This window comes from Actinomycetospora lutea, assembly GCF_028737205.1.
Lineage (GTDB): Bacteria > Actinomycetota > Actinomycetes > Mycobacteriales > Pseudonocardiaceae > Actinomycetospora > Actinomycetospora lutea.
In genome coordinates this window covers 118,256-136,434 of the sequence record NZ_JAQZAL010000017.1, presented here as the reverse complement: position 1 = coordinate 136,434, position 18,179 = coordinate 118,256, and the positions used below count along the sequence as shown (strand labels likewise).

The following is an 18,179-nucleotide window of genomic DNA, read 5'->3' as shown; positions in this document are numbered from 1 at the left end:
GGAGCAGGTCGAACGCGTTCGGTCAGGCGTGCTGCGCCCGCGCCGAGGCGTACAGGCAGACCGCGGCGGCCGTCGCCAGGTTGAGGCTCTCGGCGCGGCCGTGGATCGGGACGCGGACCCGGTGGTCGGCGAGCGCGGCGGTGCGGTCGTCGAGCCCGTGGGCCTCGCTGCCGAACAGCCAGGCCGTGGGGGCGGCGAGCAGCGGGTCGGCGGACGCGTCGAGGACCGTCTCGCCGTCCCCGGCCGCCGCGAGCAGGGTCAGCCCCCGCTCCCGCAGGGCGGCGACGACCGCGTCGACGTCGCGCGAGACCGCGAGCGGGAGGTGGAACAGGCTGCCCATCGTCGAGCGCACGCACTTGCCGTTGTGCGGGTCGACAGGCTGGTTCCTGCCGTCACCGGCCAGGACGACGGCGTCGGCGCCGGCCGCGTCGCTGGTGCGGATGACGGTCCCGGCGTTGCCCGGGTCGGCGACGCCGACGAGCGCGGTGACCAGGCGGGGCGCGGCGCCGAGGGCCGCGTCGAGCCCGACGGTGACCGTGGAGCAGACCGCGACCACGTGCTGCGGGGTGACGGTGTCCGAGAGCCCGGCGGCCGCCTTCTCGGTGACGCGGGCGACGCGGACCCCGAGCGCCCGCGCCCGGTCCTCCAGCGTCGGGTCCCGGTCGGCGACGGCGTCGGTGAGGAAGAGGTCGTGCACCCGGGGTGCGCGGGATCCATCGGCCTCGCCGGCCCACGTGAGCGCTTCGTGCACCGGCCGGACGCCCTCGACGAGGAACCGCCCGGCCCCGGAACGCGACGCGCGCCGCAGCAGCTTGCGGGCTGCTGCGACGCGCGGCGTGCGTTCGGTGAGGAGCTCGCTCAGGCGGCGTCCTCGTTCTTGCCCGAGGCGTTCTTGCCCGAGCCGTTCTTGTCCGAGCCGCTCTTGTCCGAGCCGTTCTTGTCCGAGCCGTTCTTGTCGGCGGGGACCGCCGCACGGGCGACCTCGACGAGCGCGGTGAACGCCGCCGGGTCGGACACGGCGATCTCCGCGAGGTTCTTGCGGTCGACCTCGACGCCCGCGAGCTTGAGGCCCTGCATGAACCGGTTGTAGGTCATGTCGTTGGAGCGCGCCGCGGCGTTGATGCGGGTGATCCAGAGCTGCCGGAAGTCGCCCTTGCGCTGCTTGCGGTCGCGGTAGGCGTAGGTCAGCGAGTGGAGCGTCTGCTCCTTGGCCTTGCGGTAGAGCCGGGAGCGCTGACCGCGGTAGCCGCTGGCCATCTCCAGGGTGGTGCGACGCTTCTTCTGCGCGTTGACCGCGCGCTTCACGCGTGCCACGTGGTCCTGCCTTCGATCTGATCAGGGAGCGGAGGTGATCCGTCCGGGGTGGGTCGGGCGGGCGTGAGGGTGCTCAGCGCCCGCCGAGCAGGCGGCGCATGCGGTTCGCGTCCTGCGGCGCGACCTCGTCGTTGCCGGAGAGCGCGCGGGTCTTGTGGCTGGACTTCTTCTCCAGCAGGTGGCGCTTGCCCGCCTTCTCGCGCAGCAGCTTGCCGGTGCCGGTCACCTTGATGCGCTTCTTGGCGCCGCTGTGCGTCTTGTTCTTCGGCATGTCCTGTCCTTGCTCCTCGTGCGGATCGGGTGCTCCGGAGTCGGTGGCCGAGCTCCGCTGCGCTCCGTCTCCTGCCGGGGTGGTCGACGTCCGCCCCGCCCCTCTGACGAAGGACGGTACGGGCGCCCGGGAACCCGGCCGCGCCCACCCCGGGGGGTGGGTGCGGCCGGTCGTGCGGGTGTCAGCCCGCCGGCTCGGGGGCCGGCTCCTGCTGCGCTTCCTGCTGGGAGCGCGGGGCCTTCTGCGGCTTCTTGTTCGGCGCCAGGACCATGGTCATGTTCCGGCCGTCCTGCTTCGGCGTCGCCTCGACGTAGCCGAGCTCACCGACGTCCTCGGCGAGGCGCTGCAGGAGGCGGAAGCCCAGCTCCGGGCGCGACTGCTCGCGACCGCGGAACATGATGGTGACCTTGACCTTGTGACCCTGCCCAAGGAAGCGGGTCACGTGACCCTTCTTCGTCTCGTAGTCGTGCGGGTCGATCTTCGGCCGGAGCTTCTGCTCCTTGATCACCGTCTGCTGCTGGTTGCGCCGCGACTCGCGGGCCTTCTGCGCGCTCTCGTACTTGAACTTGCCGTAGTCCATGAGCTTGCAGACCGGCGGGCGGGCCTGGGCGGCCACCTCGACCAGGTCGAGGTCGGCCTCGCGGGCCAGGCGCAGGGCGTCCTCGATGCGGACGATCCCCACCTGCTCCCCGTTGGGGCCGACCAGTCGCACCTCGGGAACGCGGATGCGCTCGTTGATGCGGGTCTCTGTGCTGATGAGCTCTCCTCGGGTCCGTGACAGTCCGTGCGACCCGGTTCGAGGAGCCCCGATGAACGTCGGGCCCCGCGCCACGCGAGGTGGCGGCAGGGCCCACGGTCGACCGATCCACGTCACCCGGCGGGGAGACGCCGTAGCCACCGCACTCGCGTGCCGCGGCTACCGGACCGGGACCCGCTCACCTGTGCGGTGGACGGGTGGGAGCCGGGGCTCCACTTGCCGCTCGGTGGACGCGGAGCACCCACCGAGCTGGTCGCTCACGGCACAACGTACCACTGCGCTGCGGTGTTCCCGGACGGCGGGCACCCGCCGGGGTCAGCCCGCCTTCCTGGCGCGGCTCTTGCGGACGGGCCCGGCGTCCGGCTCGACGAGCGAGCTGAGGAACTGCCCGGTGTAGCTCTCGGGCACCGCCGCGACCTGCTCGGGCGTGCCCTGCGCCACCACCGTGCCGCCGTTGTTGCCGCCCTCGGGGCCCATGTCGACGACCCAGTCGGACACCTTGATGACGTCGAGGTTGTGCTCGATGACGAGGACGGTGTTGCCCTTGTCGACCAGCCCGTTGATGACGCCGAGCAGCTTGCGGATGTCCTCGAAGTGCAGGCCCGTCGTGGGCTCGTCGAGGATGTAGATCGTCCGGCCCATCGAGCGCTTCTGCAGCTCGGCGGCGAGCTTGACGCGCTGCGCCTCGCCACCCGACAGCGTCGGCGCGGGCTGGCCCAGGCGCACGTAGCCCAGGCCCACCTCGGTGAGCGTCTGCAGGTGGCGGTGGATCGCGCCGATCGGCTTGAAGAACTCGGCGGCCTCCTCGATCGGCATGTCGAGGACCTCGGCCACGTTCTTGCCCTTGTAGTGCACCTCGAGGGTCTCGCGGTTGTACCGCGCGCCCTTGCAGACCTCGCACGGCACGTACACGTCGGGCAGGAAGTTCATCTCGATCTTGATGGTGCCGTCGCCTGCGCACGCCTCGCAGCGCCCGCCCTTGACGTTGAACGAGAAGCGGCCGGGCCCGTACCCGCGCACCTTCGCCTCGTTCGTGGCGGCGAAGAGCTTGCGCATGTGGTCCCACACGCCGGTGTAGGTCGCCGGGTTGGAGCGCGGCGTGCGCCCGATCGGCGACTGGTCGACGCGCACGAGCTTGTCGAGGTGCTCGATGCCGGTGACCCGGGTGTGCCGGCCCGGGACCTGGCGGGCCTTGTTCAGCTTGTTGGCCAGCACGGTCGCGAGGATGTCGTTGACCAGCGTCGACTTGCCCGACCCGGACACCCCGGTGATCGACACGAGGCAGCCCAGCGGGAACGCGACGTCGACGTCGTGCAGGTTGTGCTCGCGGGCGCCCACGACGCCGACCTGGCGCTTCTTGTCGATCGGCCGGCGGATCTGCGGGACGGGGATCTGCTCGCGGCCCGACAGGTAGGCCCCGGTGAGCGACTCCGCGCTCTGCTCGAGGCCGGCGACCGGCCCCGAGTAGACGACGCGCCCGCCGTGCTCGCCCGCCCCCGGGCCGATGTCGACCACCCAGTCGGACGCGCGGACGGTGTCCTCGTCGTGCTCGACGACGATCAGCGTGTTGCCGAGGTCGCGCAGCCGGGACAGCGTGTCGATCAGCCGGCGGTTGTCGCGCTGGTGCAGCCCGATCGAGGGCTCGTCGAGCACGTAGAGCACGCCGACCAGCCCGGACCCGATCTGGGTCGCGAGCCGGATCCGCTGGGCCTCGCCGCCCGACAGCGTCGCCGCCGCCCGGGCCAGCGACAGGTAGTCGAGCCCGACGTCGAGCAGGAAGCCGAGCCGGGCGTCGATCTCCTTGAGCACCGCGCCGGCGATGACCTGCTCGCGGTGGCCGAGGACCAGGCCCTTCATGAACTCGGCGCAGTCGGCCACCGACAGGGCCGTGAGGTCGGCGATCGAGCGGTCGCCCAGCGACTCGTGCCGCAGGGTGACCGCGAGGATCTCGGGCTTGAGCCGGGTCCCGCCGCAGGCCGGGCAGGGCACGTCGCGCATGTAGCCCTCGTAGCGCTCGCGGGCGCTGTCGGACTCGGCCTGGTCGAGCCGGCGCTCGAGGAAGGGCACGACACCCTCGAAGGACGCGTAGTACGAGCGCTCGCGGCCGTAGCGGTTGCGGTAGCGGACGTGCACCTGGTCGTCCGAGCCGTGCAGCACCGCCTTCTGCACCCGCGCCGGCAGCTTGCGCCACGGCGCGTCCATGCGGAAGCCGATCTGCTCGGACAGCGCGGTGAGCAGCCGGGTGAAGTACTCGGCGGACTGGCCGATCGCCCAGGGCGCGATGGCGCCGTCGGCGAGCGAGAGCTCGTCGTCGGGCACCAGGAGCTCGGGGTCGACCTCCTTCTTGATGCCCAGGCCGTGGCACGTGGGGCAGGCGCCGTAGGGCGAGTTGAAGGAGAAGGCGCGCGGCTCGAGGTCGTCGACCTGGAGCTGGTGGCCGTTGGGGCAGGCCATGCGCTCGGAGAAGCGGCGCTCGCGGTCCGGGTCGTCGTCGGGGAGGTCGACGAAGTCGAGCACGAGGATGCCCTCGGCCAGCCGCAGCGCGGTCTCGACCGAGTCGGTGAGCCGCTGCTTGGCGCTCGACTTCACCGACAGGCGGTCGACCACCACCGCGATGTCGTGCTTCTCCTGCTTCTTCAGCGTCGGCGGCTCGGCGAGCGGATACACCGTGCCGTCGACCAGCACGCGGGAGTAGCCCTGGCCCTGGAGCTGGCTGAACAGGTCGACGTACTCGCCCTTGCGCCCGCGGATGACCGGCGCGAGGACCTGGAACCGGCGGCCCGGCTCCATCTCGAGCACCTGGTCGACGATCTGCTGCGGCGTCTGCTTCGAGATGATCTCGCCGCAGGTCGGGCAGTGGGGCGTGCCGGCCCGCGCGTAGAGCAGGCGCAGGTAGTCGTAGACCTCGGTGATGGTGCCGACCGTCGAGCGCGGGTTGCGGCTGGTCGACTTCTGGTCGATCGACACCGCGGGCGAGAGGCCCTCGATGAAGTCGACGTCGGGCTTGTCCATCTGCCCGAGGAACTGGCGCGCGTAGGCCGACAGCGACTCGACGTACCGGCGCTGGCCCTCGGCGAAGATCGTGTCGAACGCCAGGCTCGACTTGCCCGAACCCGACAGGCCGGTGAACACGACCAGGCTGTTGCGGGGCAGGTCGAGGTCGACGCCGGTGAGGTTGTGCTCACGGGCGCCCTGGACGACGAGACGATCGACCACGTGCGGGGCCTCCAGGCTCGGGGCAGGACCTGCCGGGGTGTCAACACGCCCGCCCCACGGAGATATTTCGGGCTGGATGTCTCTTCCCCCGGTCCCTCCATGCTAGGAGCGACCCTCGACAACGGCCGTCCGGCCTCGGTCCCGCGCGACAGATCGGGCCTGCGGGGCGACGACCGGTTGCGCCGTGCGTGTCAGCCGTCCGCCGGGTAGCGCCGGGCGTACCAGGTGGGCGGCTCGCCGAACAGGTCCGCGAAGTCGCGCGAGAGGTGCCCCTGGTCGGCGTAGCCCAGCGTCGCCGCCAGGTCCGCCCAGTCGACCCGCCCGCCGGCCTCGAGCCGCACGACCACCTCCTGCAACCGGTGGCGCCGGATGACCCACTTCGGGCCGAGGCCGACGTGCTCGTGGAAGAGGCGCTGGACGGTGCGCATGCCCAGCCCCGCGGACGCGGCGAGCCGGTCGACCCGGGCGATCGTCGGGTCGGCGGCGATCGCCGCGACGAGCTCGCCGGCCTGCCGCGCGGCGCGGGACGGGCCGCCGGACGGCAGGCGCGCCCGCAGCCAGGCGGCGAGGTCGCCGTCGTGGGGCGGCCCGCCCGCGAGGCCCGGGACGTCCGCGGCGTCGAGCTCCCGGTCGACCAGGCCGCTGACCGGCGCCCCGGCCAGCGCCCGGAACACCCCGGGCCGGAACGCGGCCCCGACCACCGAGCTGCGCCCGACCAGCTCGCGGACCATGTGCCGGCTCCGGGGCCCGACGACGCGGGGCGCGCCCTCGCCGATCACCGACACGTGCACCTGCGGCAACGGCACGATCTTCTGGCGGTAGGGCTCGGCGTAGTCCCAGGACGCGGTCCAGAGCCGCTCGACCCACGGCGCGAGGTCGGCGTCCGGCTCGTGCACGGCGATCCGCTGGGCGGTGCGCCAGTGCCCGCCCAGCTCGCGCGGATCCCGCTCCGGCACTGTCGCGTTCCTCCATGACCCGGGCCGCCGGTGTGGCTAGCGTCCTGCTCGTGTTCCCCGACTTCACGCCCCGGCCGCACCTCGTGGTCGCCGCCGCGGCCCCGCACGAGAAGCTCGTCGCCGCTGCCGCCGAACGCCTGGACGCACCCGTGCCCTGCGAGGACTGGACGGTCCGCCACCTCGTCGAGCACATGATGACCTGGACCCCCGTCCTCGCCGGCTCCGGCCGCGGGGCGCCGCCGGCGGCCCGCACGCCCCGTGCGGAGGGCAACTGGGTCGCCACCCTCGACGCCGGGCGCGAGGACCTGGTCGCCGTCTGGAGCGAGCCGTCCGCGTGGACCGGGACGACGACGATGACCGCGTCCGAGCTGCCCGCGTCCATGGTCGGCACGATGGTGCTCTGCGAGCTCGTGCTGCACGCCTGGGACCTGGCGAAGGGCCTCGGGGAGCCGGTGGGGTGGGACGACGCCGTGCTGGGTGAGGTGCTCGAGGCGATGCAGCAGATGGCGCCGCAGGGGCGCGGGTCGGCCTTCGGTGACGAGGTCCCCGTGCCCGACGACGCCGAGCTGCTCGACCGCATCGTCGCCGTCGCCGGTCGCGACCCGTCCTGGCGTCCCTGAGGCAGCATGGATCCATGAGCGAGATCGACCCCGCGGACCTCGCGCGGCTGCGCGCGCGGAGGGGCTGGAGCGCCGACGCGGGCGCGTGCCGCCACCGCGCCGTGGTGATGAGCGAGGACGAGGTGCCCCGCTGCGAGGACTGCGGGGCGACGCTGAGCCCCGATGCGCTGCGGAGGGCAGGCCACAAGCCCGTCCGGCGCTAGGCTCCCGGCGTGGACCTCCTCGACCAGTACACCGGCCACGTCGAGCCCGGCGGCCCGGCCGCCCGGCGCGACCTGCAGGACGTCTCGATCACCAAGGTGTCGGTCGGGCCGATGGACAACAACGCCTACCTGCTCGTGGACCACGCGTCCGGCGAGGCGCTGCTCATCGACGCCGCCAACGAGATCGACCGCCTGCTCGACACCGTCGACACCGTCGCCGACCGCGGCAAGGTGAAGCGCCTGGCGACCACGCACAAGCACTGGGACCACGTGCAGTCCCTCGAGGACGCCGTGCAGGCGCTCTCCCCCACCACCTACGCGGGCGAGCAGGACGCCCCCGAGCTGCCCGTGGCGCCCGACCACACCGTCGGCGACGGCGACGCGGTCGAGTTCGGCGGCTCGCGGGTGGAGATCATCCACCTCGAGGGCCACACCCCCGGCTCGATCGCCCTGCTCTACCGCGACCCCGCCGGCCACGGCCACCTCTTCACCGGCGACTCGCTCTTCCCCGGCGGCCCGGGCAAGACGGCCGGCCCGGCGGAGTTCACCTCGCTGATGGACGACCTCGAGGCCAAGGTCTTCGGGCAGCTCGACGACGACACGCACGTCTACCCCGGCCACGGCGACGACACGACCCTCGGCGCCGAGCGCCCGAAGATCGGGGAATGGCGCGAGCGGGGCTGGTGAGCCCGAACGACCGCCTCATCGCCGGCGAGCTCGCGGCCGCCGCCTCGAGACCGCGATGCACCCGAAGAGGATCGTCATCGCTCCGGGCGGACACTTCGACGCCTACCAGGGCCCCGGGTTCGAGGTCACGTCGGCCGCCGCCCGCGACTGGTTCGTCGAGCACCTGCAGGTGGGCAAGGGCTGATCCGCGCCGTCACGGCTCCGCGTCCTCCTCCCGGGGCAGGTGCACGACGACGACCTCCCCGGGAGCCAGGCGCACGCGCCGGCCGGTGATCTGCCGGGGTCGCAGGCGGATGGTCCAGGGGTGCGGGCCGCGGGCCCACGGCGTCACCGGTCCCTCCGCGGGGCCGGTGGCGTCCTCGGCGCCGTACCCGACGGCCTGGACGCTCCACCCCGTGCGCAGCGCCGGCTCGATCCGGTCCGCCTCGACGGTGAGCGGGCACCCGGCGCGCACCGCGTCGAGCAGGGGCCCGTCGGCCACGCGGAACACGAGGTCGTCCCCGTCGAGCCCCACGTTGACCAGCCGGATCTCGACGTACCCGTCCGACCCGGCCCAGGCGAGCCGCCCCACCGGGACCGTGCGCAACAGCTCCCGACACGCCGTCGCGTCGAGGACCTCCAGCCCGTCGTCGCCCGTGTCCATGTGCCGCTCCTCCGTCGGGACCCGGAGCGAGGACACCGTGGCCGGGGCGTCGCCGCCAGGGCCGGTGGGCCCGCGCGTCAGGTCACGATGGCGGTCGCGGCGAGGAAGTAGATGACGATCGAGAGCAGGTCCTGGACGACGGTGGCGAGGGGTCCGGACCCGAAGGCGGGGTCGCGACCGAGGCGGTGCAGCAGCGAGGGCAGGGCCAGCGCCACGACGGTCGCGATCGACGAGGCCGCGAACAGGGCCACCGCCACCGCCGCGGCCACCCGCGGGTCCCCCCAGAGCAGCAGGACGACGGGGAAGGTGACCGCGGCGAACAGGACTCCGAGCAGCGGCCCGGTCACCGCCTCGCGGAACGCGATCCGCCCGGTGGGCACCCCCGCGGCGAGGCCCCGGATCACGAGCGCCTCGGTCTGCGTGCCCACCGCGTCGGCGAGGTAGACCACGCCGGGCAGGAAGAAGGCGATGAGGACCTGCTCCTCGAGCTGGTGCTCGAAGGCCCCGACGATGCCTGCGGCCACGAACGCGCCGACGAGGCCGACGAGCAGCCAGGGCAGGCGGTGCCACATCCGCCGCCCCACGCTCTCCAGCGCCGCGGACCGCGCCTCGGACGACGAACCGAGGAACCCGCCGAGGCGGGCGACGTCCTCGTCGTGCTCGGTCAGGAGCACCGCCAGCAGCCGGTCCGGGGGGATGAACCCGCGGAACCGGCCTCCCGGGTCCACCACGGGGAGCACCGACTCCCCCCGGTGCACCGCCCGCCAGGCGGCCTGTTCCTGGTCCGTCGCGGGGGTGACGGTCGGCGGCTCGGGGTCCATGACGTCGCGGATCGGTGTCTCGCCGGCGGACGCCAGCAGCCGCTCCACGGTGACCATCCCGACCAGCGTCCCGTCCGCGGCGCAGACCGCCACCGCCGCCGCGGACTCGAACCGACGCCCCCGCATCCCGTCGAGGACCTGCCCGCATCGCTCGTCCGGGGTGGTGACCGGGACGGCCACCGAGACGTGGTCCTCCGCCGTCCTCGTCCCGGTCCCTCCGACCGGGGCCGACGTCGTCGTGGCCACGTCGGCCCCCCGCGTCGGCACAGCCCCGGCGGGGCGCGGGGCGGCGTGCTCGGACATGGCGGCGGCTCCTCTCGCACGGATCGCGCCCATCCTCGTGACCCGCCGGGCGACGTCCCAGGGCCGAGCGGCCGCGGTTCAGGGCCGCCGGTCCCGTCCCGAGCACGCTCAGATCGCCGACCAGCCCGTCCACCTGGTCACCCCGACGGTGAACGCCGGGCCCTCCGGCGGGTCCGCGCGGTGCTGGGGGTAGCGCTCCCCCAGCGCCGCGCGCGCCCGGGCGAGCACGTCCTCGTCCTCGGTGACGGTCGCGGTGCCGTCGGCGCGCACCCACCACAGCGCGCTCCAGTCGTCGTCGTAGCGGTCGACGAGCAGCGAGACGGCGGGGTTGTCGTCGATGTTGCGCAGGCGCTTGAGGTCGCGGTGGCGCTTGGGCTTCTGGTCGACGGCCATGAGCAGGGTGTCCCCCGCGACCGCGAACACCACGGGCACGAGGTGCGGCTGCCCGTCCGCCGAGACCGTCGCGAGCCGCGCGACGCGCGCCGCGGCGAACCGGCGGCGCGCGTCGTCCTCGTCGAGCCCCGGCATGGTCAGCCGGTGACCTTCGCCAGCTCGTCCAGCTCCTTGAGCACGGTGTCACGGTCGGCGGAGCTCACGCCGTGGATCGCGCGCTCGAGGCCGATGCGGCGGTAGCCGTCGAGCGCCTCGGGCGTGCTCTCGGCGCCGAAGAGCGACATCGGGATCGGGCCGCGGCCGGCGTCGGCGGCGCGCTGCTGCAGCGCGTTCGCGCGCTGCTCGAACTCGTCGATGTTGTCCGGACCCACGCGCTGCGGCAGCCAGGCGTCGCCGTAGTCGAGGATGCGGTCCTCGACGCCCGGGCCCATGCCGCCGACGTAGACCGGCGGGTGCGGCTGCTGGGTCGGCTTCGGCCAGGCCCAGCTCGGCGCGAAGTCGACGAACTCGCCGTGGAACTCCGCCTCCTCCTGCGTCCACAGCTCCTTCATGGCCTTGACCTGCTCGCCCATCAGGCGCATGCGCGTCTTCGGGTTCGCCCCGTGGTGGGCCATCTCCTCGCGGTTCCAGCCGGCGCCGATGCCGAACAGGAACCGCCCGCCGGAGAGGCGGTCGAGGCTGGCGACCTGCTTGGCGGTGTGGATCGGGTCGCGCTGGATGACCAGGCAGATGCCGGTGGCGACCTTGAGCGTCGTCGTCGCGGCCGCGGCGGCCGTCAGGGCGACGAACGGGTCGTAGGTGTGGATGTACATCCGCGGCAGGTCGCCGCCGCCGGGGTAGGGCGACTCGCGCTTGGTGGGGATGTGGCTGTGCTCGGGGAACCAGAGCGAGTCGAAGCCCCGGTCCTCGGTCTCCTTGGCCAGCTCGGCCGGGTCGATGGCGTAGTCCGTCGGGAACATCATGATGCCGTGGTCCACGCTCTCCAGATATCCCGTGGCCGGAGGCGGCACACTAGGCCGCGATGGAGTCCACGCGCGTCGACCGCTGGCTGTGGGCGGTGCGGCTGACCAGGACCCGCGCCGACGCCGCCGACGCCTGCCGCGGCGGCCACGTGCGCGTCAACGACACCCCGGCCAAGCCGGCGACGCCGGTGAAGCCGGGCGACACGGTGCGCACGCGGGTCTACGAGATCGCGCGGATCGTCGAGGTCACGAAGGTGATCGAGAAGCGGGTCGGCGCGCCGGTGGCCGTCACCTGCTACGTCGACCACACGCCGCCGCCCCCGCCCCCGGAGGAGCGCCCGGCCCCGGTCGCGGTGCGCGACCGGGGCACGGGACGTCCGACCAAGCGGGACCGGCGGATGATCGACGCGCTCCGGGAGCACGCCGGCGAGGAGTGATCAGGGCTGTGAACCGGGAAGCGTCGCCGAGAACGACCGCGTCGTGAGGCCCCGGCCGCCGATCCAGGGCTCGAAGCCGGCCTGGACGCTCGTCATGTACCACTCGGGCCTCGCGACCCCCCGGCGCTGCGCGTCGGCGACGAACTGGTCGAGCGGCAGGTCGGTGACCTGCAGCGTCGGCTCCTGGCGCACGTAGCTGATGGTCGGCAGGTCGATGGCGCCGAGCCACACGTCCCACGTGGTGCCGCCGAGGGAGACCTCGGCCTTCTTCTCGCCGATCGGCTGCACGCGCGGGGTGTTCTTCAGCCAGATCATGAGCTCGAGGCCGGTGGGGCGGCCGGTGCGCCGCGGCGTCGGGTCCATCCAGAGGTCGTAGGAGACGTTGTAGTCACCGGTCGGCGGCACCTCGACCGCCCACGACGAGCGGAGTCCGGCGAGCTCGGAGACCTTCTTGGGGAACGGGCTGTCCTTGGTGCAGTTGCCGTAGTTGCAGCCCCAGACCATCGACGGGTACGAGGCCGGCTCGTTCTCCTTGTGGTGGTCGGCGGGGTCGACGACGAAGCCGGTGTCGAAGGCCGTGATGCACTGGGGCGTGTCGGCGCCCCAGACGTTGTTCTGGGCCTCGTAGCGCCCGCCCTCCACCGGGGTGGACTCGGTCTTGCCGCACACCCGCGTGCCCTCGACCCGTGGCGAGTGCGGCGTCCCGGGCAGCGCGGTGGCCAGCGCCGGGCTCACCCCCACCAGCATCGCGAGCACGGCGACGATCGCCACGACCAGTCCGCTCGTCGCCCGCCTGTGACCGTTCATCTGCCGCCACCCCGTCGCTCGACCGTTCGTCGCGGTGAAACGTACGGTGAGCGTGTGGGTGACGGGAGGCCGTCTCCCTCGATCGGGACGATCAGACCCCGTTCCGGGTGAGGGAGAAGGCGTCGGTGGACAGGCCCGCGCCGCCGATCCAGGGCTCGAAGCCGGCCTGGATGTTGGTGAGGAACCAGTCCGGCTGCACCACCCCGCGGCGGGTGGCCTCGGTGACGAACTCGCTGATCGGCAGGTCGATGACGGTGTCGGTCGGCTCCTCGCGCACGTAGGAGATGACCGGGGTGCCGTGGTTCTCGCCGGTCCACACCGCCCAGCGGGCGCCGGCGATCTCGACGGTCGCGCGCTCGGAGCCGATGGGCTGAACGCGGTCGGTGCGGTCGAGCCAGATCATCAGCTCGGCGCCGGTGTTGGCGCCGGCGCGGCGCGGGGTCGGGTCGAGCCAGACGTCGTAGGCGACGTTGAAGTCGCCGCGGCGGGGCACGGTCACCGCCCAGCTCGAGCGCACGTCGCCCATCTCGGCAAGGGGCAGCGGGTAGGGCGAGTCGCGGGTGCAGGTGCCGTAGTTGCAGCCGACGACGATCGAGGGGTAGGCGGCGGGCCCGGAGTCCTTGTCGTGGGTCGCCTCGACGCTGAAGCCGGTGTCGAACGCGGTGGTGCACTGCGGGGTGTCCGCGCCCCAGGCGTTGTTCTGGACCTCGTAGCGCCCGCCCGCGACCGGCACCGATTCCGTCTTCCCGCAGATGCGGGGCCCCTCGCGCGAGCCCTGCGGCGGCAGGGGCGCGAGCACGCCGAGGGCGGGGTCGCCGGTGCCCGCGGGCGGGCCCGGGGCGGTGGTCGTCACCGGCGGCGCGGCGCCGTCACCCGTGGAGCACCCGGCGACGACGAGCGCGAGACCGGTCAGCAGCACGGCGATCACGCGTCGCATGTCCCCCATACGGGCGAGGCTAGCGGGGGCCCGTGGCGGCCCCGAGGCGGGTGGCGAGCAGGGCGTCGAGCGTCGTGCCCTGGTCGGCGAGGGCGGCGAGGACGTCGGTTGGGGGCGCGGCGCCGCGGATCACGGCGGCGGCGAGGGCGGCGGCCGCCGGGGCGGTCTCGATGCCCGACCCGCCCTGGCCGGCGAACAGGTGCAGGCCGCGGTGCTCGGGGCGGTCGCCGATCACCAGGGAGCGGTCCGGCGCGAAGGTGCGCAGCCCGGTCCAGCTCGTCGCGACCGAGCGCAGCCCCAGGGTGGTGACGGCGTTGACGTGCTCGAGGGCGCGGGCGACGTCCAGCTCGTCGGGACGCGGGTCGCCGGGCTCGGCGGGGGTCTCCTCGGACGGGGAGACGAGCAGGTGCTCGCCCTCGGGCTTGGCGTACCAGCGCTCGCCGGCGGAGACGACGAACGGGTCGTCGCGGCGGACCGGCGCGCCCTCGGGGACGCGCACGATCGCGATCGTCCGGCGCAGCGGGCGCAGGCCGACCGGGGCGGCGCCGGCGAGCGCGAGCAGGCGGTCGGTCCAGGCGCCGGCGGCGAGGACGAGCGTGTCGGTGTCGAGGTGGTCGTCCCCCAGGCCCACCCGCCAGGACTCGCCGTGGCGTGCGATGACCGTGACCGGCGCGCCCGTCCGGATCTCCCCGCCGCGGGCGCGCAGGGCGCGGCGGTAGTGCTGGTGCAGGCCGAGCGGATCGGCGTCCTGGGCGTCCTCGACGACGGCGGCGGCGCGCAGGAGGTCACGGCGCAGGGCCGGCCAGCGGGCGACGGCCCCGTCCGGGGTGAGCTCGGTGACCGCGGCGAGGGGCAGCATCTCCTCGCGCAGCGTCCGCTCCTCGTCCTCGTCGTGGGCGACGTGCAGGACGGGGCGCGGGCGCAGGAACGGGTGCCCGGCCTCGTCGGCGAGCGCGTCGAACCGCGCGCGCGACGCGGCGACGAGCGCGCGGGCGGGCGGGGCGCCGTGGCCCGGGATGTAGCTGGCCGCCGAGCGCCCGGTGGTGTGCTTCGCGAGCTCGTCCTCGCCCTCGACGAGCACCACCGGACCGTCGCGCGCGAGCTCCGCGGCCACCGACACCCCGGCGATGCCGCCGCCGACGACGACGACCCCATGTGAGCGAACTTTGGTGCTATAGCCCCGAACTTCGCTCACGTGGCGAGGTCCAGACCCAGGTCGAGGACCGGGGCGGAGTGGGTGAGGGCGCCGACGGCGAGGAAGTCGACGCCGGCCGCGGCGTGGGCGGCGGCGAGGTCGATGGTCAGGCCGCCGGAGACCTCGAGGCCCGTGCCGGGCGCGCGGGCGTCGCGGCGCACCACGGCCTCGGCCGCGTGGTCGGGCGTGAAGTTGTCGAGCAGCACCAGCTCGACGCCCAGCTCGAGCACCTCGTCGAGCTGGGCCAGCGAGTCGACCTCGAGCTCGCAGGGCAGGTCCGGGGCGTGGGCGCGGGCGGCGGCGAGGGCCGCGGTGACCGAGCCGGCCGCCGCGACGTGGTTGTCCTTGATCAGGATCGCGTCGCCGAGGGACATCCGGTGGTTCACCCCGCCCCCGCAGCGCACCGCGTACTTCTGCAGCGCGCGCAGCCCCGGCACGGTCTTGCGGGTGTCGCGGATGCGGGCCCGGGTGCCGGCGACCGCGTCGACCCACGCCGACGTGGCGGTCGCGACCCCGGAGAGCTGGCCGAGCAGGTTGAGCGCGGTCCGCTCGGCGGTCAGCAGGGTGTGCAGCGGCGCCCGGACGGCGAGGGCGACGTCGCCGGGGGCCAGGCGGTCGCCGTCGGCGCGCGTCGCCAGGACCTCGAGGTCCGGCCCGCACACCCGCTCGAGCACGCGGACCGCGACGCCGAGCCCGGCGAGCGTGCCGGCGGGGCGGGTGCGGAACTCGCCGACCGCGACCGCGCCCTCGGGAACGCACGCGATCGTGGTGGCGTCGGGGCCGTCGCGCAGGTCCTCGTCGAGGGCGCGGGTGACGACGGCGTCGACCTCGGCTGGGTCGAGGTCCGCGGGCAGGGCGAGCGAGGCGGTCACGCGACACCTCCGTGACGGGCGTCGGTGGTGCCGACGTGCAGGCGGTCCCCGGACAGGACGACGGTGGACGAGGCGCGCTGCCAGTGGTCGTCGACGGCGGGGTGGTCGGTGCGCACGTGGCAGCCGCGGCTCTCGGTGCGCGAGCCGGCGGCCGCGAGCAGGGCGTGCGCCGCGAGGGTCAGGGCGGCGTCCTCGACGTCGGCGCGGGTCGCCGGGACCCGCTCGGTGCTCGCGGCCTCGACGGCGTCCGAGGCGGCGGCGAGCCCGGCGGCGTCGCGCCCGATCGCCGCGCCGCAGGTCATCGCGGCCTGCAGGACGGCGCGGTCGGCGATCGGGACCGACACGGCTTCGGATTCGCCCGGCTCCGCCAGGCGCCGCGGTCCGGCCAGGGTCGCGGCCACGTCCTCGGCGGCGCGCCGGCCCATCACCAGGCCCTCGAGCAGGCTGTTCGACGCGAGCCGGTTGGCGCCGTGCAGTCCGGTGCGGGCGACCTCGCCGGCGGCCCAGAGCCCGGGGACGCCGGTGCGCCCGCGGTCGTCGGTGATCACGCCGCCGCAGGAGTAGTGCGCGGCGGGGCGCACCGGGACGGGGTCGCGCGCGAGGTCGACGCCGATCGCCGCGCAGGAGGCGGCGACGGTCGGGAAGCGCGCGGCGACGTCCGGGATGCCGGTGGCGTCGAGCCAGACGTGCTCGGCGCCGAGGTCCCCGATCCGCCGCGTGATCGCCGCGGCGACGACGTCGCGGGGCGCGAGGTCGCCCAGCGGGTGCACGCCCGCGGTCACCGACGCGCCGCTCGTGTCGCGCAGCACCGCGCCCTCGCCGCGCAGGGCCTCGGTGACCAGCGGCGCGCGTCCCCGCGGCCGCCACGTCGGGTGGAGCTCCCCTATCGGCGTGCTCCCCTGACTGCTTCGTCTCCCGGCCCCGGTGTACAGAGCGGTGGGGTGGAACTGCACGAACTCGACGTCGGCGAGCGCGGCGCCGGCGCGCAGGGCGAGCGCCCAGCCGTCGGCGGTCGCGACGGTCGGGTTGGTCGTCGTCTCGTAGAGCCCGCCGACGCCACCGGTCGCGAGCAGGACCGCGGGCGCGGCGAGGAGCCCGGCGCGACCCTCGTCGTCGCGGACCTCCAAACCCCCGACGGCGCCGTCGGGCCCGGTGACCACCGACGCGGCGGCGTGGCCGGCGAGCACCGTCAGCTCCTCGCGCCGCGAGGCGGCGAGCAGGGCGCGCTCGACCTCGGAGCCGGTGGCGTCGCCGCCGGCGTGGACGACGCGCAGCGCCGTGTGCCCGCCCTCGCGGGTGCGGGCCAGGCGGTCGGGGTGCCCGTCGAACACCGCGCCCTCGCCGCGCAGGGCGGCCACCGCCGCGGGCCCGGCGGCGAGGATCGTGCGGGCCGCGATCGGGTCCACGAGCCCGCCGCCGGCGGCCACGGTGTCGGCGAGGTGGGTCGTGACGGAGTCGCCGGGCACGTCGCCGAGCACCACCGCGATCCCGCCCTGGGCCCAGCGCGTGCTCCCGGCGTCGGGGGCGTCCTTGGTGACGACGACGACGCGCAGCCCGGCGCGCTGGGCGGTCAGGGCCGCGGTGAGACCGGCGACGCCCGAGCCGACGACGACCAGGTCGGCGGCGCCCTCCCAGTCGGGGCGGCTCACTCCCCACCCCCGGGCTGTCCGATCTCGATCATCCGCTGGACGGCGCCGCGGGCGCGGGTCGCCGTCTCGGGATCGACGTGCACCTCGTCGCGACCCTCGCGCAGCGCCCGGGTCAGCGCGCCGGCCGTGATCATCTTCATGTACGAGCAGGCGGCCCGGTCGTTGACCGCGCGGAAGTCGACGTCGGGGTTGGCGCGGCGCAGCTGGTGGAGCATCCCGACCTCCGTGGCCACCAGCACGCTGCGCTTCGTCGTGTTCTTGGCGGCGTCGAGCATCCCGCCGGTGGAGAGGATGTGGACCTGCTCGGCGGGCACCGCGCCCGCGCCGGCGAGGTAGAGCGCGCTGGTCGCGCAGCCGCACTCGGGGTGGACGAACAGGTCGGCCTCGGGGTCGGCCTGCGCCTGCGCGGCGAGCTCGGCGCCGTTGATGCCGGCGTGGACGTGGCACTCGCCGGCCCAGATGTGCAGGTTGCCCCGCCCCGTCACGCGCTGGACGTGCGCGCCGAGGAACTGGTCGGGCAGGAACAGGACCTCGCGGTCGGGCGGGATGCTCTCGACGACCTCGACGGCGTTCGACGACGTGCAGCAGACGTCGGTCTCGGCCTTCACCGCGGCGGTCGTGTTGACGTAGCTGACGACCACCGGCTCGGGCTGACCAGGGCGAAGGTGCTCGCTCTTCCAGGCGCGCAGCTCGTCGGCGGTGATCGAGTCGGCGAGGCTGCAGCCGGCCCGCGCGTCCGGGATGAGGACGGTCTTCTCCGGCGCGAGGATCTTCGCGGTCTCGGCCATGAAGTGCACGCCGCAGAAGACGATGGTGCTCGCGTCGCTGGCCGCGGCGATGCGGGAGAGCGCGAGCGAGTCGCCGGTGTGGTCGGCGACGTCCTGGATCTCCGGGCGCTGGTAGTTGTGCGCGAGGACCACGGCATTGCGCTCGCGCGCCAGCCGGCGCACCTCGTCCGCCCAGTCCGGGCCGGCGACCACCGGCTCGACGAGAGCCGTGGCTGCGGTGACGGTCATCGCCGTCTCCTCCCCCGGCGGCCCCTCGGCGTCGAGGGCGGCCGGTCTCGGTGGTTTTCGCCTGGTGGTCGAAAACATGGTCGACCGTACCCCGCTCGCCCGCGGCCACGCCAGCACCGA

General features: G+C 74.4%; 20 protein-coding genes and 1 pseudogene. 5 read left to right on the top strand and 16 right to left on the bottom strand.

Annotated features, from left to right (window positions below; genetic code table 11):
• Window positions 1-22: 22 nt before the first annotated feature.
• The 6 genes and pseudogenes from PHK61_RS19450 to PHK61_RS19425 all read right to left on the bottom strand — a co-directional run bounded on the left by PHK61_RS19450 (window position 23) and on the right by PHK61_RS19425 (window position 6,514).
• Window positions 23-862 carry a TrmH family RNA methyltransferase gene (locus PHK61_RS19450; RefSeq protein ID WP_274282689.1) on the bottom strand — a complete coding sequence of 280 codons (840 nt, stop codon included), beginning with the start codon at window positions 860-862 and terminating at the stop codon, window positions 23-25.
• A gap of 92 nt (window positions 863-954) precedes the next feature.
• Window positions 955-1,314: pseudogene (rplT, locus tag PHK61_RS19445) on the bottom strand (50S ribosomal protein L20); the annotation flags it as partial.
• A 73-nt stretch (window positions 1,315-1,387) separates the two neighbouring features.
• Window positions 1,388-1,585 (bottom strand): 50S ribosomal protein L35, encoded by a 198-nt coding sequence (gene rpmI / locus PHK61_RS19440; RefSeq protein WP_274282659.1) that lies wholly within the window; start codon window positions 1,583-1,585, stop codon window positions 1,388-1,390.
• A gap of 181 nt (window positions 1,586-1,766) precedes the next feature.
• A complete protein-coding gene (gene infC, locus PHK61_RS19435) occupies window positions 1,767-2,396 on the bottom strand; it encodes a translation initiation factor IF-3 (protein WP_274282688.1) in 630 nt (209 codons plus the stop codon).
• 261 nt (window positions 2,397-2,657) lie between these two features.
• On the bottom strand, window positions 2,658-5,558 hold the full coding sequence (uvrA, locus tag PHK61_RS19430; RefSeq protein WP_274282658.1) for an excinuclease ABC subunit UvrA: 2,901 nt from the start codon (window positions 5,556-5,558) through the stop codon (window positions 2,658-2,660).
• Between the two features lie 191 nt (window positions 5,559-5,749).
• Entirely contained in the window at window positions 5,750-6,514 is a 765-nt protein-coding gene (locus PHK61_RS19425) for a helix-turn-helix domain-containing protein (RefSeq protein ID WP_274282657.1), read from the bottom strand.
• Window positions 6,515-6,564: 50 nt separating this feature from the next.
• On the opposite strand from PHK61_RS19425, the gene PHK61_RS19420 reads away from it, so the two are divergent.
• From PHK61_RS19420 to PHK61_RS19405, 4 genes are read left to right on the top strand one after another with little or no spacing between them, the layout of a single operon-like run.
• The gene (locus tag PHK61_RS19420; RefSeq protein WP_274282656.1) at window positions 6,565-7,134 is read left to right on the top strand and encodes a TIGR03086 family metal-binding protein; all 570 of its coding nucleotides are present in this window, start codon (window positions 6,565-6,567) and stop codon (window positions 7,132-7,134) included.
• A gap of 14 nt (window positions 7,135-7,148) precedes the next feature.
• Window positions 7,149-7,337: a hypothetical protein gene (locus PHK61_RS19415; RefSeq protein ID WP_274282655.1), complete on the top strand. Its 189-nt coding sequence runs from the start codon at window positions 7,149-7,151 to the stop codon at window positions 7,335-7,337.
• 9 nt (window positions 7,338-7,346) lie between these two features.
• The gene (locus tag PHK61_RS19410; protein WP_274282654.1) at window positions 7,347-8,024 is read left to right on the top strand and encodes an MBL fold metallo-hydrolase; all 678 of its coding nucleotides are present in this window, start codon (window positions 7,347-7,349) and stop codon (window positions 8,022-8,024) included.
• A 55-nt stretch (window positions 8,025-8,079) separates the two neighbouring features.
• The gene (locus PHK61_RS19405) at window positions 8,080-8,208 is read left to right on the top strand and encodes a hypothetical protein (protein WP_274282653.1); all 129 of its coding nucleotides are present in this window, start codon (window positions 8,080-8,082) and stop codon (window positions 8,206-8,208) included.
• Between the two features lie 9 nt (window positions 8,209-8,217).
• On the opposite strand, the gene PHK61_RS19400 is transcribed toward PHK61_RS19405, so the two are convergent.
• The 4 genes from PHK61_RS19400 to PHK61_RS19385 all read right to left on the bottom strand — a co-directional run bounded on the left by PHK61_RS19400 (window position 8,218) and on the right by PHK61_RS19385 (window position 11,161).
• Window positions 8,218-8,667: a pyridoxamine 5'-phosphate oxidase family protein gene (locus PHK61_RS19400; protein ID WP_274282652.1), complete on the bottom strand. Its 450-nt coding sequence runs from the start codon at window positions 8,665-8,667 to the stop codon at window positions 8,218-8,220.
• A gap of 77 nt (window positions 8,668-8,744) precedes the next feature.
• Window positions 8,745-9,791 (bottom strand): magnesium transporter, encoded by a 1,047-nt coding sequence (locus tag PHK61_RS19395; protein ID WP_274282651.1) that lies wholly within the window; start codon window positions 9,789-9,791, stop codon window positions 8,745-8,747.
• A gap of 108 nt (window positions 9,792-9,899) precedes the next feature.
• Window positions 9,900-10,319, bottom strand: coding sequence for a TIGR03668 family PPOX class F420-dependent oxidoreductase (locus PHK61_RS19390; protein ID WP_274282650.1), 420 nt, complete (start codon window positions 10,317-10,319; stop codon window positions 9,900-9,902).
• A 2-nt stretch (window positions 10,320-10,321) separates the two neighbouring features.
• Window positions 10,322-11,161 carry an LLM class F420-dependent oxidoreductase gene (locus PHK61_RS19385; protein ID WP_420791410.1) on the bottom strand — a complete coding sequence of 280 codons (840 nt, stop codon included), beginning with the start codon at window positions 11,159-11,161 and terminating at the stop codon, window positions 10,322-10,324.
• Between the two features lie 44 nt (window positions 11,162-11,205).
• On the opposite strand from PHK61_RS19385, the gene PHK61_RS19380 reads away from it, so the two are divergent.
• Window positions 11,206-11,583 carry an RNA-binding S4 domain-containing protein gene (locus PHK61_RS19380; protein ID WP_274282648.1) on the top strand — a complete coding sequence of 126 codons (378 nt, stop codon included), beginning with the start codon at window positions 11,206-11,208 and terminating at the stop codon, window positions 11,581-11,583.
• Here the strand turns inward: PHK61_RS19380 and PHK61_RS19375 are convergent, their stop codons facing one another.
• From PHK61_RS19375 to nadA, 6 genes are all read right to left on the bottom strand, one after another.
• Window positions 11,584-12,390 (bottom strand): GH12 family glycosyl hydrolase domain-containing protein, encoded by an 807-nt coding sequence (locus tag PHK61_RS19375; protein ID WP_274282647.1) that lies wholly within the window; start codon window positions 12,388-12,390, stop codon window positions 11,584-11,586.
• 91 nt (window positions 12,391-12,481) lie between these two features.
• Window positions 12,482-13,336 carry a GH12 family glycosyl hydrolase domain-containing protein gene (locus PHK61_RS19370; protein ID WP_274282646.1) on the bottom strand — a complete coding sequence of 285 codons (855 nt, stop codon included), beginning with the start codon at window positions 13,334-13,336 and terminating at the stop codon, window positions 12,482-12,484.
• Between the two features lie 10 nt (window positions 13,337-13,346).
• On the bottom strand, window positions 13,347-14,522 hold the full coding sequence (locus PHK61_RS19365; RefSeq protein ID WP_274282645.1) for an NAD(P)/FAD-dependent oxidoreductase: 1,176 nt from the start codon (window positions 14,520-14,522) through the stop codon (window positions 13,347-13,349).
• Window positions 14,519-15,394, bottom strand: a complete 876-nt coding sequence (gene nadC / locus PHK61_RS19360; RefSeq protein ID WP_274282644.1) for a carboxylating nicotinate-nucleotide diphosphorylase — start codon at window positions 15,392-15,394, stop codon at window positions 14,519-14,521. Before nadC ends, PHK61_RS19365 begins: the two co-directional genes overlap by 4 nt.
• Complete coding sequence (locus tag PHK61_RS19355) at window positions 15,391-17,043, bottom strand: L-aspartate oxidase (RefSeq protein ID WP_274282643.1); 1,653 nt, start codon at window positions 17,041-17,043, stop codon at window positions 15,391-15,393. Before PHK61_RS19355 ends, nadC begins: the two co-directional genes overlap by 4 nt.
• Window positions 17,040-18,059, bottom strand: coding sequence for a quinolinate synthase NadA (nadA, locus tag PHK61_RS19350; protein WP_274282642.1), 1,020 nt, complete (start codon window positions 18,057-18,059; stop codon window positions 17,040-17,042). The genes PHK61_RS19355 and nadA overlap by 4 nt, the downstream gene beginning before the upstream one ends.
• Window positions 18,060-18,179 lie beyond the last annotated feature (120 nt).